Genomic DNA, 18,665 nt, shown 5'->3' on the forward strand with positions numbered 1-18,665 from the left:
TAAATCCATTTTAATTTTTCAACATATACGTTGCTGCTGTGCAGAATAAAACATGATCTACACTCGCTTTCATCCTTACATGTGGCAGGAAAAGGCCCTAACTGCTTCTATGCATAACCAGATGCTCTCGCTAACCTAAAAGAAAGGGGTTTTTACGCCGGTTTTTTAATTTGTATTTATATAATATGTATACATTTTAACTTTTCGACATCTACATCCCTGCTATACAGAATAAAAAGTGACCTACACTCGTTTGCTCTTTCTGTTTTTACTTCGCATGTGGCACAAAAGAGCCCTGACCGCTTCTATGCATGAATAGATGCTCTCTCCCACCTAAAAAGAGGGGTTTTATGTGTTTTTTTAATTGATGTATAGATAACAGATGCTTTTATTTTTTCAATGTTTTATGATGAATAGGGAGAAAAATACATATAAAGGGGAAATTAGTATGGATCCTGTCCAAGAAACATATAAAATGGTGCGTTATCAAGCTGGCGTATTTTCCGAACAAGCTGATGAAATTGTTACAGAATCTCCTATAACGATTAAATTAAACGGTGAAGAATATGTCACAGTTGTATGCACTCCAAATTATATAGAAGATATGGTAATAGGTTTTTTAATTTCTGAAGGGATTATTTCTTCCTATAAGCATATCGATGAATTATGGATACAAAAAGAACAAGGAATCGTTCATATCAAAGCAACACAAATCAATCCACTTTATCAAACTTTATATAACAAACGATACGTTACCTCCTGCTGCGGAAAAAGTAGACAAGGGTTTATTTTTGTCAATGATGCAGCGAAGGCAAAGAATTTACATGATATACATGTAACAATTACTCCTGAAGAATGCTTTCATTTAATGAATACCTTACAACAATCTTCTACTACATTTCGTCAAACAGGCGGTGTTCATAATACAGCTCTGTGTGATCGGAATACCATTCTCCTATCAAGAATGGATATTGGAAGGCATAACGCATTAGATAAAATATACGGACATTGTATACGCAACAACATATCTGTCAAAGGAAAAATTATCGCCTTTAGCGGTCGTATTTCATCTGAAATTTTACTAAAAGTTTCTAAAATTGGCTGTGAAATTGTGCTATCCAAATCCGCTCCAACAAAATTAGCATTACAACTTGCTCAAGATTTAGGCATTACGGTTGTTGGTTTTATTCGTAATCACTCTTGCAATATTTATACACATCCAGAACGGATTGAAGGGTATCAATCCGAAGAAGAATGACTCCTTTACATAGGAGTCATTTTTAGTTATAAAAATGTAATATATTTAACTATTGAATAGTTAATGAAGTTAATATATAATTTCATTACATAAAGTGAAGCGCTAAAACAAATGAGGACACATATCCCTCGCATATATCCTTTTATTCTTTTACAAATTAAGAAAGAATAAGCACAGAATATGTTCGTGAATACACAGTAAGTATTCTATCAATATAACCATCCGACTCTTATGGATTGTAAATCTCTACTTTAAGGAGCTTTTCCTATAGAGCAGGATAAACTGAGGAGGTTACCGATATGGAAATTCGTTTATTAACAAAAGAGGATGCAAAAATTTATTTAAAAGTTTGTATGGAAGGCCTAATAAAGAATCCGGAAGCCTTTAGCTCCTCTTATGAAGATGTGCTAAAACAAGAAGATCCTGTTGCTGCTATGGCAAAACGTTTAGCTAATCCTAATAAGTATACAATCGGTGTCTTTACAGATAACGATTTAATTGGAATTGCCACTTTAGAAACAAAGCCGCTCATTAAACAAGAACATAAAGCAAAAATCGGTTCTGTATATGTCTCTCCAAAAGCTCGTGGTCTTGGGGCTGGGCGAGCTTTAATCAACGCCATAATTGAAAATGCTCATAAATTACATGTAGAACAACTCATGCTGGATGTTGTTGTTGGAAATGAAGCTGCGAAAAAATTATACGAATCACTCGGCTTTCAAACATATGGTTTTCAAGAACGTGCGTTAAAACATAACGGACAATATTGGGATGAAGAACATATGATTTTATTTTTAAATAACTAACCCTATATAGATTTCCTTAAAAGCATCTTTTTCATATAAAGGTGCTTTTTTTCTTACAACAATGTAATGTTCACGTCACCTTTATCGATCGTTCTCTCTCAGCTTCTTCGTTATACTAAAAATACGAAATGACAATAAGGAGATAACAGATGAAAAAAATGATGGAAGTATTCGAAGTAATAGTAAACGAAAAATATGTATATATTCATTTTGATTTTTGAGCATATAAGTCGCTGCTATGAGGAACCAAAAGTGACCGCTACTTATTTTCTCTCTTTGTTTTCACTTGGCATGAGGCTAAAAAAGGAGCTGACCGCTTCTATGCATGGACGGATTCTCTCTTCCACCTATATATATTCCAGGTTGATTTTCCGGCATATAAATCACGGCTATGAAAATAAAAAGAGAGCTCCACTTGTTTTATCCTTTTGGTTTCACACCGCATGGGGCTAAAAAAGGAGCTGACCGCTTCTATGCATGGCCGGATTCTCTCTCCCACCTAAAAAAAGGGGTTTTATGTCGGGTTTTTAATTGATGTATATGTAGCAATGGAATTAAATTACTAGTTAAAGGAGAATGCGAGATGAAACAGAATAAACATTTTATCTTTCTAATTTGTGGTACAGTCATTGTAACATCTGGGTTAGCAATTCTTCCTTGGTTTATTGTTTAACACTTCTATCATTTTTTGATCCGTTATCCCTCCCTAACTAGAATTCTGTATGCGCTCTTGTTAAGGAAAAATAAAAAAGCTAGTTGTTTCTCAAAAGAAACGACTAGCTTTTTTCATCTATTATAAAATCCCAAAAAATTTATTAGCACACTTCACAATGATTAGCATAGATACTGCAATACACATCACAATAGCATTACGCTCTTGCTTTTCTTTTTGTAAACGTTCTTCTTTTTTATTCACGTGTATAGTCCCCTTTATAACAAAAAAGTGTGAGATAGGAAACTTTTCTTATCCGATGCGAGGTGAATACGAAAATCCTCACTATCCCACATACACAATAGAATGGAATTGTCATTTTATAAATAAAATGACATGACGTTATGTCGCAACATAGGGTATTTTGTGTCGCTACATGTTCTATTATAAAAAAGAGTTTTGCAAAAGTAGTGCATTTTTTATGTCAATTGCTTTGGTAGAAAAAATCCAATCACATAAACAGAGTTTTTTATCATTTTCATGTAAACTATACAAGGTAGAATGAATTTTTTGGGGTGCACAAAAATATGATAAAAATTTTATTAGTAGATGATGAAGAACGCATGTTGCGATTATTAGATTTATTCCTAAGTCCACGTGGTTATTTCTGTATGAAAGCCACGTCTGGAGTTGAAGCTCTTGAACTAATTCAACAAAAAGATTTTGATATCATTTTGCTAGATGTCATGATGCCCAAGATGGATGGATGGGAGACATGTTACCAAATCCGTCAAATTTGTAATGTTCCCATTATAATGCTAACCGCCCGTAATCAAAATTACGATATGGTAAAAGGACTCACAATGGGCGCCGATGACTATATTACAAAGCCATTTGATGAACAAGTACTCGTTGCAAGAATTGAAGCAGTATTGCGACGGACAAAAAAAGATGGGTTTGTTAGCTTTAACGGCATTGAATGGGATAAAACAAAGCATGCGGTTACTGTTTACGATGAGAAAATTTCACTTACACCGATTGAGTTTTCATTATTAGGACTGTTTTTACAAAATACAAACCGCGCTTACAGTCGTGATGATTTAATCGAAAAGATATGGGGATATCAAACAGACATTGAATATCGTACTGTTGATTCACATATCCGAAATATTCGCGATAAATTACGAAAGAAAGGCTTTCCTGTCGAAGAATATTTAGAAACTGTCTATAAAGTAGGCTATAAATGGAAAAGTGAATAATTGCTTTGGTCAGTGGGAAAATGAAAAACCCCCACTGATTAAAGTTTCACTTTATATACAATAAAGGTACGGTGAAACAATGAACAAACTTTCACTCAAGATTGGTACATACTTTTTAATATTAGCTTTATGTATTGAAGCAATAGCTTTTTTCTCTTGTCACAGAAGCCTTACTAATATGCGTATCGCTGAAGAAACAAACTCCCTTTTAGATAAAGGAAATCGTTATCGTAATGTTATTGAAAAATCTATGAAAAAAGGACATGCGCCGCGTGTTATTGAATATGTTGCTGAAATAGAATCTCACTCTAATTCAGATACAACATTAGTCATAACAGACACCAATGGAAAAATCTTGTCTGCTTCAGATCTTGTAACAGAAGATATGAAGAAACAGCTTGCTTGCAAAATAAAATCTATTTCAAGAAACGGAACAACAACTGAGAAAGACTGGAAACAGTCTAAATTCATTTCAACTGCAAGTCCAATTATTATTAATGGACACGTTGCTGGATATGTACATATGTTTTTAAATACATCCTTCTTAGAAAAAATGATCCTTCGTTTAACAAATCAATTTATTATTGTCGGGATCGTAACCCTTCTTTTAACTACAATTTCTGTCTTTATCTTTTCTCGCGTCATTACCGATCCACTCATTAAAATGAAACGGGCAACAGAAGGAATGTTAAAGTTAAATAAACCGATTAAATTAGGCATTAAACGCAATGATGAACTTGGTAGTTTAGCGACAACTATTGAAGAATTATCTAGCGAACTAACCTATATGAAAAAAGAGCGAAATGAGTTTCTTGCTAGTGTTGCACATGAATTATTAACTCCGCTTACTTATATGAAAGGCTATGCGAAGGTTGCAAAAAGAGATTCTTTATCGAAAGAAGAGCGCGAAGAATATTTACAAATTATCGAGGATGAAACTGACAGTATAACAGAACTTGTGCAAGATTTATTTGACCTTGCTCAACTAGAGCAGCATCAATTTGTTATTAAAAAGCAAAGAGTATCGATTCAACCATTTCTCGAAAAAATGATTGAAAAAACAAAAACAACACTTACAAAAAAAGAAATGCAGATTCAATTGCACTGTAAGGGTAATCTGGAAGTTTATATGGATGAACGGCGAATGGAACAGGTAATGTTAAATCTATTACATAACGCTTATCAACACTCCCATGAACAATCCATGATTACAATAAGTGTGCTTAAAAAGGAGAATACTTTTACTATATGTGTACAAGATGAAGGAGAAGGTATTCCAAAAGAAGACATTCCTCATATTTTCGACCGCTTTTATCGAGTTGATAAATCTAGAACTAGAGCTACAGGTGGTAAAGGGATTGGATTAGCTGTTGCAAAAGAAATTGTAGAACTACATCATGGATCTATTCACGTAAAAAGTGAATTAGGAATTAGAACAGAATTTATAATTGAATTACCATTTGAATAGTATATACACTACATCATCAGTGGTCCTATAAAACTGCTGGTACTATTATTTGAATAACTAATATCTGCTCACAAAAGGTCAGAAAAACTTATAAGTCCTACTCATATAAGCTGACCTTTTGAAATTATTTTTATTTCAATATAAAATATACATACAACTGGAAACGATTTGGAGGATGATATAATTGGAAATCCATGTATTAACAAAGCAAGAGGCCGAAATTTACTTAGAACTTCGTGTAGAAGGTTTAAAACAAAATCCGGAAGCTTTTAGTTCCTCTTATGAAGATATTATTAATAAAGAATGTCCAATTGAATATAAAGCACAAAAATTAGCACAAGATGAAAACTACACACTTGGTGCATTTAAAGATGATAAGCTAATTGGAGTTGCAACATTGGAAACGAAACCATATGTAAAACAAGAACATAAAGCAAAGATTGGTTCCGTATATGTATCTCCAAAAGCACGTGGACTTGGAGCTGGAAAATCTCTTATTAAAGAATGTATTGAACTCGCAAAAAAATTAGAAATAGAGCAAGTCATGCTTGATGTTGTTGTTGGAAATGATGGTGCAAAAAAGCTTTATGAATCATTGGGCTTTAAAACATTCGGTGTTCAAGAACGTTCGTTAAAATATAATGGTCAATATTGGGATGAAGAACACATGGTTTTATTCTTAGATCAAGAGAAATAATAAAAAAATCCTCGTATACTTGAGGATTTTTTTATGCTGTAAACCACGCATTATATAATAATTGAATAGCCTCTTTAATCTCTACCTCTAATAAAACGGCAAAGCCTACATTTACAACTGAACAAATATGAAATGTCAAAAGAGGTCGTACTAAACTTACAACCTCTTTTTATCATTTAACAGGAATTGTCCCGTCTTCTAGCAAATACAATTACACTAACAATAAAAAATAGGAGTGTGGTTAAATGAAAAAAATTGGCACTGCGCTACTATTCACCTTTCTTATCAGTGGATGTGCAGCAATGCAACAAGACTCCAAAACTCAAAAAAAAGAAATCATTGAAGCCTCAAATCCTCAAACAAATGCACCTTCATTTTTCCACCTTAGCGTCTTAAAAGATGTGAATTGGGAAGAAAGCCCTTCATTTGTAGAAGGTAAAACTCCATTAAAAGGAATCGAAGGAAAAATCGCAATTGCAGATAGCTCGTTTACTTCGAACGAAAAAATGGAACATATGTGGTTTTTTCTCGATCCGCAAATGCCAACCGGAAAATTCTCCATTATTGCTTTAAAACAAGGGTCCACCACTCCAACTCCTGTAATCTTTTCAAATGAAAATTTCGAAAAAAATTGGACAGCACCAAATCAAATCCAACCTGATATAAAAGAAATGCCCCTGCTTATGTCACTACCGTCTTCTGGGTTATGGTTATTAAATGTATATGTAAATGAAAAATATTACGAGCAACTTGTTATTAACGTAGAATAAAGTGACAAATCTTCATTTGCTCCTTACAACAATGTAATTTCTACGTCACCTACTTCGATAGTTACATCTTTTTCTCTCCCTTATACTAAAAGTAAGAACTGAAACAAAAACTGAGGAGAGATGAGAAATGAAAAAAGTAATGGAAGTTGTAGTTGCAGTGTTAGAAGTTTTCGCAAATGGAAAGCAAGTTGCAATGGAGTTGAATCAATAATGCTACGAGAAATAATGATTATTCATATTATCAAAAAATAAACGGAGATACGATTTCCTTATTATTTTAATTTCTTATCTCCCCAAAAAAACAGTGCCTTCTTTTGTAAGAAGGCACTGCTTTTTTATGATTCATAATTTGGCATTTTTGTAATTTGCGCTACCCCTGATTCAATTGCCGCTTTTGCTACTGCAGCTGCAACACTTGGGACAACTCGTTTATCTAGCGGATTCGGAATTACATAGTTTTCATTACGTTCTTCATCAGTAATGATGTTAGCGATTCCATACGCTGCCGCTAGCTTCATTTCTTCTGTGACATCTGTTGCACGTACATCTAATGCACCACGGAATATACCAGGGAATGCTAATACATTGTTCACTTGGTTTGCATAATCAGAACGTCCCGTTCCAACAACAGCTGCTCCAGCCTCTAGTGCTTCTTCTGGGAATATTTCTGGTACTGGATTTGCCATTGCAAACACAATTGGATTTTTATTCATTGTCTTCACAAGCTCTTTTGTTAATACGTTAGGGGCAGATACACCGATAAAAATGTCTGCACCGTCAATCGCTTCTTTTAATGTTCCACGTACAAATTCACGATTTGTTTGTTTCGCAATCTCGATTTGTGCAGGGTTCATCCATGATTCTTCTTCACAAACGATACCTTCTAAACTTACTAACGTCATATGCTCGGCGCCTGCTTTTAATAACAATTTACCAATTGCAATCCCTGCAGAACCAGCACCATTAATAACAATCTTCACTTCATCCATCGTTTTATTTACTACTTTTAACGCGTTAATAACTGCCGCTAAAACAACAATCGCTGTTCCGTGCTGATCATCATGGAACACTGGAATGTTTGTTTCTTCTTTTAAACGCTTTTCAATTTCAAAACAGCGCGGCGCTGCAATATCTTCTAAATTAATCCCTGCAAATGTAGGTTCTAAATTTTTAACGATGGTTACGATTTCATCTACATCAGTCGTTCCAAGACAAAGTGGGAATGCATCGACATTCGCAAACTTTTTAAATAAAATACTTTTTCCTTCCATAACAGGCATAGCTGCTTTCGGTCCAATATCACCTAATCCAAGTACTGCCGTTCCATCTGAGACAACCGCAACCATATTACCGCGCGCTGTATAGTCATAAGCTGTTTCTTCATCCGCTGCAATCGCCTTACAAGATTCTGCTACGCCCGGTGTATATGTCAAACTTAAATCATCAGCTGAATTCACTTCTACTTTACTTGTAATTTCAATTTTCCCTACCAATTCTTTATGAAGCAATAACGAACGTTCTTTAATTTGACTTTCTAACATATAAATAAACTCCTCCTAATTTGACAAGCTAGCTACGTTTTTACATAGCTAGCTTGTATGATGATAAATTATGAAAACATTTTTAATAAAATTGTTGCAGCTACAACCATTGCAGCTCCGCCTAAACGCGTTGAAATTTGTGCAAACGGCATTAATTCCATACGGTTTGAAGCTGATAAAATCGCAACGTCGCCTGTTCCGCCTAATCCACTGTGACATCCAGTTACAATTGCAGACTCAACTGGGTACATTTTCATAACTTTCCCAACAATAAAACCAGTCGTGATCATTGTTATTACCACTGATGCGCACACCGCAACATATCCAACTGAAAGAACAGCTGCTACATCTTTTAACGGAATGTATAACAATCCTAAACCAACCATTAATGGCCACGTTAAGTTTGTTGAAATAAATTTGTATAAGTGATACGCACCTTGCTCCATTTTTGCTGGCATTAATTTAAAGTATTTCACAAGTGCTGCTGAAAAGATCATAATGATTGCCCCTGGAATACCAATAAATTTAGAAGCAAGTCCACCGAAAATAAAGAACGTACATGCAATTAATAAACCTGCTCCCATTAATGAGAAGTCAATTGGTTTTTCTGTATTTTGTTCTTTTAATAAGTCATCTTGATTACCTGTTTTTACTAATATACCATTACCGCTAAGTTCTGGTTTTTGCTCACCTAATCGCTTCATATATCCAGCGCCTACAATCGCAAACATATTTCCGATAACCGCTGCTGGAATAAGCTGAGATACAAATGTTGCTGATGATTGATTTAAAATCTCACTGTAAGCTAAGGAAAGTGGTAAAATACCTTCTCCGATACCACCGCTCACAATTGGTACAATGATAAAGAAGAATGTTCTCTTCATTTCAAATCCAAATAATGACCCAACTAATAATCCAACCGCAATTGAAGCGAGTGTTCCTACAACTAACGGAATAAACATACGAATAAACCCTTGTACTAACACTTTACGATTCATTCCTAAAACACTTCCGACTACTAAACAAGAAATGTATAGATATAAAAAGTTCGATTTTTTCATTAACATATTCGCAGCATTCATTGACGCTGGGTTCATCCAGTTAAAGAACACAAGCAATGAAGGAATAAATAACGAAAGAATTGCTGGTCCACCAATGTTCTTTAAAATTGGAATTCTCATTCCGATATCGCCTAAGAAAATACCCATAATCATAATAACTGCAAATCCGCCAATCATATCCGCAGGCAACTTATTATATACAGATGCTGCGTAAATAACCGCTGCTAGTACAACATATAACGGTAAAGGTATAACACCGATTTTAATATTCATTATTTTAGAAGCGAAAGATTCTTGCTTTGGTTCTGTTCCCTCTACAGATGACATCGCTTCCATATTGTTTTGAATCCCCATATGGCACCCCCTTATATTCTTATTTACAATATTAAAACGCTTCCAATAGGAAAAATAGTTTTTGTAAGTTTTGTAACTGGTTTTGTAATTAAAAAAAGCATAAGCGGCTTATATAAGCCGCTTATACATACAAATCTATTTTCTTATGGTCAATGCACCTTAGTTTACTTACCGGTCTCCCTACATGTTGATAAACCATTTCATTTTCTAAAACTCCAATTTCAGTTAAAAACATTACATACTTTCGAATAGAAACCCTTGAAATTCCCACTAATTGCGCCATTTCATCTGTTGTAAAAGCTTGTCCATGAAGCAATTCAATTTGGTTCCATATTAACTGCAACGTTTGCTTTGTTAATCCTTTTGGAAGTTCTTGATTTGTGTAGGGTTCTACTTTTTCTTTTTGTAAAATTAGTGTATCTAATTCCGATTGGCTAATCTTTTGTTGTTCTTTCATAAATTTAAATTTCTCTCGGTATGCGGTTAATGCCTCTTTAAATCGTTCAAAGGTAAATGGTTTAATTAAATAGTCTACAACTCCATATTGCAATGCTTTTTTTATACTTCCCATATCATGTACAGCTGAAATCATCATAATATCAATTTCCTTTTCTTGATTCCGAACATACATTAACAACTCAAAGCCAGTATCTTTAGGCATAAAAATATCAAGTAATATGAATTCTACTTGGGATTTTTCTAGTATCCCTATCGCTTCTTTTACAGAATGAGCTATATGAACAAGTTCAAATCCTCCTACTTGTTCTAAATAATGCTTATTTAGCATCGCTACCATCGGATCATCTTCCACAATCAAAACTTTAATCATCTTTGTATATCATCCCTACTTTTATATGGTATTTCAATTGTTATTGTCGTTCCCTTTCCTAACAATGAATGAAAATAAATTTCCCCATCTATTCTCTTTATACTTTCATTTACAAGATATAAACCATAGCCCCGATTATCTCCTTTTGTGGAATATCCTTTCATGAATATTGTATTAAATTTATCTTTTTCTATTCCGGTTCCCGTATCTTGTACTGTAATTATTAATCTATCTTCATAACGAATCAAAACCTGGACCTGCTTCTTTTCACAATTCATTACTGCATCTACTGCATTATCAATTAAATTTCCTACAATAGTAATAAGTTCATGAATAATACTTTCATCATTTGTCTCTGGCAAATAAGAATCTTCACTTACAATCAGCTGTATATTCTTTTCTCTCGCATAACTAAGTTTACCAAGCAAAAATCCAGCAAATACAGGATTTTTAATTTTCCTCATAATCCCGCCGATTTCATATTGATGCTCTAATACCATACTACTCACATATTTCTGTAATTCTTCATACTGTTTCATATGTGTAAGTCCTAATACGACATGCATTTTATTCATAAACTCATGGGATTGCGCTCGCAATGCTTCTGCGTACAGCCGAATACCTGTTAATTCCTCCGCTAATTTTCTAATTTCTGTTTTGTCACGAAACGTCGCAATTGCACCAACTATTTCCCCTTTCACATATAGAGGAACACGATTTGTAACAATTGTAATGCCATAAATATTCTGTTCTTCATGTAATTGCGCTTCCCCCGTTTGTAAGACTTCTTTTATACGTGAGTTCGGCATATATAGTTCAACATCTTTACCAATAAAATTTTCTTCAAGGCCGCTTTTCTTAAATAACCGTTTTGCTTCATTATTGATTAAAGTAACCCTCGCCTCTTTATCTACGGCAATAATTCCTTCTTTTACAGATTGTAGCATCGTATCTCTTTCTTCTAAAATTTTTACAATTTCATGCGGCTCAAGACCAAATAAAATGTTCTTAATATGTCTAGCTAATAATATTGCTCCTATAATCCCAACTAATATTCCGACACCAACGCCAATATAAATAATATGTCTACTTTCCTTGACTCTTTCTTGTACATTGTCAGCTGAAATTCCAACAGCAACTGCACCAATTTGTTCTCCCGCTTCAGAAAAGATGGGTACAAATACTCGCATTGAAGTCCCTAAAGTTCCTTTAGCCAAAGACACATGTTCTTTTCCCTTTAAAGCTATCCCTTCATCTCCTCCAACAAAATGCTGACCTATTTTGTTTGGATCTGGATGTGACTTTCGAATTCCATTCATATCCATAACGACAATGAACTGAACACCTGTATTTTTTAATAGCCTGTTCGTATACGTTTGAATTTCAGTGACATCTTCTCTGCCCGTTAAACCTTCGATTACAATTGGCGAGTTTGCTACAATATGTGCAATCGTTTTTGCTTTCTCGGCTTGGCTTTCTTCTGTCGTACGCTCAACGTTATGACTAATTAAAACATCTGTTACAAGTAAAGAAAGTATAACGACAGTACACACTAAAAATGTAATCGTTTTCCATAAACTTAATAGCCTTTTTCTATTTCTCATCCCATCAGTGACTCCCTATTTCTTCTACACTACTTGAATTATTTTACTTAATTTTTTTATACATATAATACTTCTTTAAATATATAAATACATTTTAATTTTTCGCCATCTAAATCCTTGCTATGCAGAATAAAAAGTAACCTACACTCGTTTGCTCTTTCTGTTTTTACTTCGCATGTGGCAGAAAAAGGCCTTGAGCGCTTCTATGCATAAATAGATGCTCTCTCCCACCTAAAAAGAGGGGTTTTATGTGGTTTTTTAATTGATGTATATATAGAAAAATAAGTAAGATGATAAAATCCTCATCTTACTTATTTCTTACCATTATACTTTAAATTTACTAATCATTTCTTGCAGTTCTTCTGCCATCTCTGCTAAGTTTTGAGCAGACGAGCTAATTTCTTCCATTGAATTAATTTGTTCTTCTGCCGAGGCTGCGACACTTTGCATACTTGCTGTATTTTCTTCTGCTGCTGCCGCAATTTCATCAATGGCATTTGTCACTTCATTTGCATCTCCCGCCATAAGTTTTGTTGTTTCAACCATTTGATCAACTTGCGAAACAATATGACTAGTCGAATCTAAAATTTCTGTAAAGCTTGTTTTTGTTTTGTTTACAACTTCTAGACCACACTGAACTTCTTCGCTAACATGATCCATTGATTGTACAGTATGCTCAATATCCATCTTAATTTCTTTAATTAAATTTGCAATTTCACCTGATGACCCTTCCGATTGCTCTGCTAGCTTTCTAACCTCGTCTGCCACAATTGCAAATCCGCGTCCTTGTTCACCTGCTCTTGCTGCTTCAATCGCTGCATTTAAAGCGAGTAAATTCGTTTGCTGCGCAATAGTTTGAATCACTTCCGAAATGGCACCAATTTGTTTTGATCTCTCATCAAGCCGTTTAATAATACTATCTGATTGGGAAACAGATTGAGAAATAGACTGCATTTGCTTCGCTGTTTGCTCTACTAGTCCTTCACCTTCATCTGCCTTTTGTCTTGTATGTGATGAAGAAACCGAAATAGATTCTGCACTTCCTGTCACATTTTGAATTGCTGTATTTACTTGTTGTAGCGTAGCTGCGCCTTCCTCAACACCCCGACTTTGTGATTCAGCCCCACTCGATACTTGTTCCATTGCAAGTGTAATTTGGTCAGTTGCATCATTTGCTTGTTGTACATTCGCTGTTAACTCCTCCGCTGAGGCTGCTACATGTTCTGCAGAAACGCTAATTTGCGAAATAACACTACGTAGAGAAGTAGACATTTCATTAAATGAATCCCCTAATTTTCCTATCTCATCCTTTGAATGAACAGTAATTTCTTCTGTTAAATCTCCTCTGCTAATTTTATGTGCAGAATCTACAATTTTACGTAGTGGCCTTGTAATAGACTGTGTAAGGAAATAAACTAAAACACTGCCAAGTGCAATAGAAATTACAATGACAATTAACGTTTTATAAAAGACTGGATCAGCTGCTTGAATCACTTCATCTTCAAACATAACACCAACTATTTTCCAGCCTGTTTTCTCATTTGTTGTAAAGATTAATTTCTTTTCATCACCTTTTTCGGTATAAGACACAGTCCCTTCATTTTTTTCATAAATTGGTGTCACCCAAGGATCTGTAACCTTTGATCCACCTTTTCTAGATGGATGGCTAACAATTTGTTTGTTTTGATCTAAGATAACAGCATAACCCTTCTTACCAATATCAATCATTTTTGAAATCTTTAATATGTTATCCAGATTTAAGTTAATCCCTATAACACCTTTACCATCTTTCGTCTGCTTTGCGATCGTTACCACCATATTTTTTGTAGAAGTCGACTGATATGGGGCAGTAACAATTACCTTATCTTTATTTTCACTTGCCTCTTTATACCATGATCTTTCTGTTGGATTATATCCTTCTGGCATTTGAATAAATGGTTCTCTTATAAATTTCCCTGTTTGCGTTCCAATATAAATGCCCTCTACTTCTGGATGAAGCTTTATATATTCTGTTAATTTCGTTCTTACTATGTCTTCTTGTCCATTTGGATATGTATCTTCTGTTAAAGCATCGGCAAAATATGCCGCATCAACAAATTTTGCTTCTATATTTTGAGTAATAACACCATTTAAAACTGAAATATTTTCCTTGGCTTTCCCCGTAAGTTGCTGCTCAAAATTCGTTTTTGCAGTCTGATAGGAAACACCACCAATAATAAACCCAGGTACAGTTAAAAGAATGAGAAATGAAAAGATTAATTTCTTTTTAATACTAGTTCCTCTAAATCGCTGAAATATATTTTGCATAATAAGCCCCCCTTTATTTAAATATAAAGCGTCTGTGTAATTTTATATAATCATAATTAATAAAACAACATATAATGATAATTTGCAAAGATTTTATCAATTACATATTTCAAAGTACTCATTTATTCTTACAGTCTCACTGCTGTGTCACCTATTTTAACAATTGCTTTTTTCACGCGTTCTCATAAAAAATAATGAAATGTATAATGGAAGCATTCATAAATGAAACACAAAAATAAGAGGAATTCAGTATACTACATATGCTGAATTCCTCTTATTTCTTATTTTGAAAATGGAAATGTACTATCGTCATCACTTTCTCTTCTTAAAAATACTTTTTACAAACCGTTCTTTATGATCCGTATATTCTCTTATCCCAGTCGAACGTATCTTTACATAGTCTAGTTTTAAATTTGTATATTCTTCTCTCGCTTCTTCATGTTCATTTAAATAGTCTCGAAAAAAAATTAAGTTATTCCAAAGATCTTTTTTATACTCAACTAAATGAATATAATGTGTTCGTTTCTCAAAAGAATCATCTGTAAATTTTGCAAAAACAATTTCACCCGGTCGTTTCACTTTTAATTGTAAAAAACCGATTTTTTTAAGCCCCTTTATAATGGATTCCTCCACTGAATTTAAATCATTCACCGCGACTAATATGTCCACAATAGGCTTAGCTAAAATTCCTTCAATAGCTGTACTACCTATATGCTCAATACGATTCTCTTCTATATTGACATTTTTTTGTATATCATTTTTCACCTTAGTAAATTCTTTCCGCCATTCATCCGTATAATGAACGAATTTAATTTCATCTCCCTTTAATCCTAGTTCCATGTCTCTTCTCCTTTAACATAGTATAAGATGGTAAAACTTCTCTCCCACTCACTCCATTTCCTGTCTAGTTCATATAGCTAATTGCTTGACTCCCCATTTGTACCCATGCTTGTTCAAAATTTTCTCTTGGGACGCTGACATTCGGCGTATCACTAAGCGGATCATGGATATATACCGATTCTTTATCATAACCAATAAGAAGAACGCAATGTTCATTGTACGTAATCGAAACATTGCCTGCATCTGTTTCCCATGTATCAAATTCATCTTCACCTAATGGAGCATATGTTGCATTTGTAATCATAACAACTGGTTCGCCCTCTTTTACAGCTCTATAAATTTCATTTATATTTTTACCTGTTAAATCAACAGCTCGATTTGGTAAGTATTTATTTGCTAACTGAAAAAGCGGCTCATGATACACTCCATACCCTGATTCAGAAAAGGTATAAATATCCCCTACAAATCCTTCATTCGGATTACCACGTACACCGTTATTTGAGAAGGGAACTTTCGGTATTTCATCAGCCAGTGTCATCTTATCTACCGAAACACCTGCGTACTGTAACATCATAGCTAAACTGGTTACTTCGCATCCCCGATCTAACTCTGGCAACTGCTGGATAAAAGGTACATTTTGCAGTAATACTTTTTCTTCATCTGTATTCACAAATCCCTTTTTCTGTTGAGCATGTTTAGTCGGAATGACGAGTTGATTCTTACCGCTTTTCTTTTGAACAGATTGATTTGAGACAAGGCTCTTTACTTTCTCTACATGTTTAGTAACGGGAATTATATCGCTCTTTTTCATATATACGCTACAAATAACCATTCCTAATACAACCACACATATATACATCTTCCAACTCCGTATCATTCTTCTATCTTCACATCCTTTTTCATTCGTTAAATGCAAATAAAATGCATCCACATCTGTTTGGACCATGGGTAAAAAGATAAGTTCTTTTCCGTTAGCTATTGAATATTTATATTTGTTCCATCTATTCCAAGCCCATCTGCCATTTGGATGACTTTTTGCTCATTTATTTTCTTAGCACTTGGTAACTATCTTTACCATATAAATCAATATAAAACTTTTTTCTCCTTTAGCCACTTCTTCCTTATAAAATTCATTCTAAAAAACGTTCCTTAACTTTCTCTTAAAAAAAGACGACCTTGTAAAAAAACAAGGCCATCCTTCATTTCTCTTATACTTTTTGTTTTTTTGGAAAAACAATTTCAAAACAAGTACCTTCGCCAAGTTTACTTTTTACTGTTATTTTTCCGTAATGCTTTTCCACAATCCAACTAGCGATCGAAAGTCCTAAACCTGCTCCCTCTGATTTCGTTCTGGCTTTATCCCCTTGATAAAAGCGGTCAAACAATCTCGAAATATCTTCTTCCTTAATCCCTATTCCATCATCTTTTACTTGCATGATAATTGATGTACCTGTTTGTATACAGCTTATTTGGATCTTTCCTCCCTCATTCGTATATTTCATCGCATTATCTAGTAAAATTACAATCAATTGATGAATTCTTTCCCTATCCCCAATAAATGATACTTTAGATTCCACTTTCAATATCATCTCTTTTTCTCGGTATGCAGCAATTTCCTTATACGGATCTACTACCTCCTGTAATAACTCATCTAGTGCAAAATTCTTTTTATCCATTTCGATTTGATTCGAATCTGAACGCGCTAATAACAATAGATTGGCAACGAGCTTTGATAGCCTCCTGCACTCTTTCGAAATAGTAGATATATCAATTGCTTTTTCTTCTATTGTCGCGGAAGGTGATTGAAACAATACGTCTGTTTTCGATTGAATAACTGCTAGCGGCGTTCGTAATTCATGTGATACATCAGAAACAAACTGTTGTTGTTTCTCCCAAGAATTTCGAATAGGTATAAGGGCCTTTCCGGCTAAGAAGAATCCAAGTCCAATTGCACATAAACTACCTATACCGCATCCAATTATAAGAATGAGCAATAATGTATGTAACATATCTCTTTCCGCAGTTGCATCGCGCACAAATTGGACAATTTCGGTATCACGTTGAAACGCAAACACTCTAAAGCTTCGCCCTTCTATTTGAATATCTTGAAACTCTCCCAATTCTTCTGGAAAAAACTTCGAAATATTTTCTTGAAAAACAGGGTCAAACTTGAATCCCTTTTCATCTATTACAACTTGTTTTCCACGCCATATTAATTTCGTAATCCGCGGATCTCCAATATGAATTTTAGCAACTCCTTTTGGTGGAAACCTAGAATCTTTCTCCTCTTTTGCTTTAGCGATTTCTATAGAAGTATCTATTCCGCTATAAATCCGATTGTACATGTATGCATAGATAACACTCCCTAACACCCCAATCAATATGATGAATACCAATGAATTTAAAATGGTAAGACGAATACGTGTTTTTTGAAACATACTTTCCCTCTTCATTGCTCTTTTAATATATATCCAATACCGCGAACGGTTTGAATATCTTTCTGATAACCAAATGGCTCTAATTTTTTGCGAAGATGATGCACATACACTTCAACAATCGCTACTGTTGTATCCGAATCAAATCCCCACACACGATCAAAAATTTGTTCACGCATTAAGATTTTCCCTCTATTTTGAATGAGATATTCTAAAAGCTCATATTGCTTTAACGTTAATTTTATTGCTTCTCCATCTACTTGAATGTCCTTGTCTTTTCCAAACAGCTCAATTCCACGATACTTGATGGTCTGCTTTGTTGTTAAACTACCGCTTCTACGTAATAGAGCGCGAATTCTCGCTTTCAGTTCAGGAGCTTGAAATGGCTTAACTAAATAATCATCTCCTCCAAAATCTAATCCTTTTACTCGATCCTCCAAAGAATCTTTAGCTGTTAAAAATAAGACAGGAGTCTCAATCTTTTCATCACGTATTCTTTGAATGACTTCAAAACCATCCATCCCTGGCATCATTACATCAAGAAGAATCGCATCATAAATATTTTGCAGTGCCAAATACAATCCATCTTCTCCATTTACCGCTGTATCCACTTCAAATTCATCACGTAAAATTTGTGTAATTGATTCCAATAAAGGTGCATTATCTTCTACAACTAATAAGCGCATGCCACTTTCTCACCTTTCATCCATATAAATCCATTTTCATTTTTCGACATCTAAATCCCTGCTATGCGGAATAAAAAGTAACCTACACTCGTTTGCTC

16 protein-coding genes and 1 pseudogene are annotated in these 18,665 nt (G+C 34.3%); 6 read left to right on the forward strand and 11 right to left on the reverse strand.

The annotated features are described in order from the left end of the window. The first annotated feature begins 448 nt into the window (after positions 1 to 448). Both fdhD and COO03_RS07820 read left to right on the forward strand, forming a co-directional pair. Complete coding sequence (fdhD, locus tag COO03_RS07815; protein WP_255257248.1) at positions 449 to 1,258, forward strand: formate dehydrogenase accessory sulfurtransferase FdhD; 810 nt, start codon at positions 449 to 451, stop codon at positions 1,256 to 1,258. Positions 1,259 to 1,557: 299 nt separating this feature from the next. Beyond that, positions 1,558 to 2,064: a GNAT family N-acetyltransferase gene (locus COO03_RS07820; RefSeq protein ID WP_097896565.1), complete on the forward strand. Its 507-nt coding sequence runs from the start codon at positions 1,558 to 1,560 to the stop codon at positions 2,062 to 2,064. 793 nt (positions 2,065 to 2,857) lie between these two features. On the opposite strand, the gene COO03_RS27510 is transcribed toward COO03_RS07820, so the two are convergent. Then, positions 2,858 to 2,980 (reverse strand): hypothetical protein, encoded by a 123-nt coding sequence (locus COO03_RS27510; RefSeq protein WP_097896567.1) that lies wholly within the window; start codon positions 2,978 to 2,980, stop codon positions 2,858 to 2,860. Between the two features lie 323 nt (positions 2,981 to 3,303). Between COO03_RS27510 and COO03_RS07830 the strand changes: the two genes are divergently transcribed. The 4 genes from COO03_RS07830 to COO03_RS07845 all read left to right on the forward strand — a co-directional run bounded on the left by COO03_RS07830 (position 3,304) and on the right by COO03_RS07845 (position 6,910). Then, positions 3,304 to 3,975, forward strand: a complete 672-nt coding sequence (locus COO03_RS07830; RefSeq protein WP_097896568.1) for a response regulator transcription factor — start codon at positions 3,304 to 3,306, stop codon at positions 3,973 to 3,975. Positions 3,976 to 4,054: 79 nt separating this feature from the next. After that, the gene (locus COO03_RS07835) at positions 4,055 to 5,443 is read left to right on the forward strand and encodes a sensor histidine kinase (protein WP_097896570.1); all 1,389 of its coding nucleotides are present in this window, start codon (positions 4,055 to 4,057) and stop codon (positions 5,441 to 5,443) included. A 184-nt stretch (positions 5,444 to 5,627) separates the two neighbouring features. Further along, positions 5,628 to 6,140: a GNAT family N-acetyltransferase gene (locus COO03_RS07840; protein ID WP_097896572.1), complete on the forward strand. Its 513-nt coding sequence runs from the start codon at positions 5,628 to 5,630 to the stop codon at positions 6,138 to 6,140. Positions 6,141 to 6,385: 245 nt separating this feature from the next. Next, positions 6,386 to 6,910, forward strand: coding sequence for a DUF4871 domain-containing protein (locus tag COO03_RS07845; protein ID WP_097896574.1), 525 nt, complete (start codon positions 6,386 to 6,388; stop codon positions 6,908 to 6,910). 335 nt (positions 6,911 to 7,245) lie between these two features. Here the strand turns inward: COO03_RS07845 and COO03_RS07850 are convergent, their stop codons facing one another. From COO03_RS07850 to COO03_RS07890, 10 genes and pseudogenes are all read right to left on the reverse strand, one after another. Further along, the gene (locus COO03_RS07850) at positions 7,246 to 8,451 is read right to left on the reverse strand and encodes an NAD(P)-dependent malic enzyme (RefSeq protein ID WP_097896576.1); all 1,206 of its coding nucleotides are present in this window, start codon (positions 8,449 to 8,451) and stop codon (positions 7,246 to 7,248) included. Between the two features lie 68 nt (positions 8,452 to 8,519). Next, entirely contained in the window at positions 8,520 to 9,866 is a 1,347-nt protein-coding gene (locus tag COO03_RS07855) for a 2-hydroxycarboxylate transporter family protein (RefSeq protein WP_097896578.1), read from the reverse strand. A 121-nt stretch (positions 9,867 to 9,987) separates the two neighbouring features. Beyond that, entirely contained in the window at positions 9,988 to 10,695 is a 708-nt protein-coding gene (locus COO03_RS07860; RefSeq protein ID WP_097896580.1) for a response regulator, read from the reverse strand. Beyond that, the gene (locus COO03_RS07865) at positions 10,692 to 12,299 is read right to left on the reverse strand and encodes a sensor histidine kinase (RefSeq protein WP_097896581.1); all 1,608 of its coding nucleotides are present in this window, start codon (positions 12,297 to 12,299) and stop codon (positions 10,692 to 10,694) included. Before COO03_RS07865 ends, COO03_RS07860 begins: the two co-directional genes overlap by 4 nt. A gap of 324 nt (positions 12,300 to 12,623) precedes the next feature. Next, positions 12,624 to 14,606, reverse strand: coding sequence for a methyl-accepting chemotaxis protein (locus tag COO03_RS07870; protein WP_097896583.1), 1,983 nt, complete (start codon positions 14,604 to 14,606; stop codon positions 12,624 to 12,626). Between the two features lie 312 nt (positions 14,607 to 14,918). Beyond that, complete coding sequence (locus COO03_RS07875) at positions 14,919 to 15,446, reverse strand: GrpB family protein (protein WP_097896584.1); 528 nt, start codon at positions 15,444 to 15,446, stop codon at positions 14,919 to 14,921. Positions 15,447 to 15,510: 64 nt separating this feature from the next. Next, positions 15,511 to 16,323, reverse strand: a complete 813-nt coding sequence (locus COO03_RS07880; RefSeq protein WP_097896627.1) for a C39 family peptidase — start codon at positions 16,321 to 16,323, stop codon at positions 15,511 to 15,513. Between the two features lie 24 nt (positions 16,324 to 16,347). After that, positions 16,348 to 16,546: pseudogene (locus COO03_RS27515) on the reverse strand (transporter); the annotation flags it as partial. Positions 16,547 to 16,654: 108 nt separating this feature from the next. After that, positions 16,655 to 17,899: a sensor histidine kinase gene (locus tag COO03_RS07885; protein WP_097896586.1), complete on the reverse strand. Its 1,245-nt coding sequence runs from the start codon at positions 17,897 to 17,899 to the stop codon at positions 16,655 to 16,657. Beyond that, positions 17,896 to 18,567 carry a response regulator transcription factor gene (locus COO03_RS07890; protein WP_097896588.1) on the reverse strand — a complete coding sequence of 224 codons (672 nt, stop codon included), beginning with the start codon at positions 18,565 to 18,567 and terminating at the stop codon, positions 17,896 to 17,898. Before COO03_RS07890 ends, COO03_RS07885 begins: the two co-directional genes overlap by 4 nt. Positions 18,568 to 18,665 lie beyond the last annotated feature (98 nt).

Source organism: Bacillus sp. AFS098217 (assembly GCF_002551815.1).
Taxonomy (GTDB): domain Bacteria; phylum Bacillota; class Bacilli; order Bacillales; family Bacillaceae_G; genus Bacillus_A.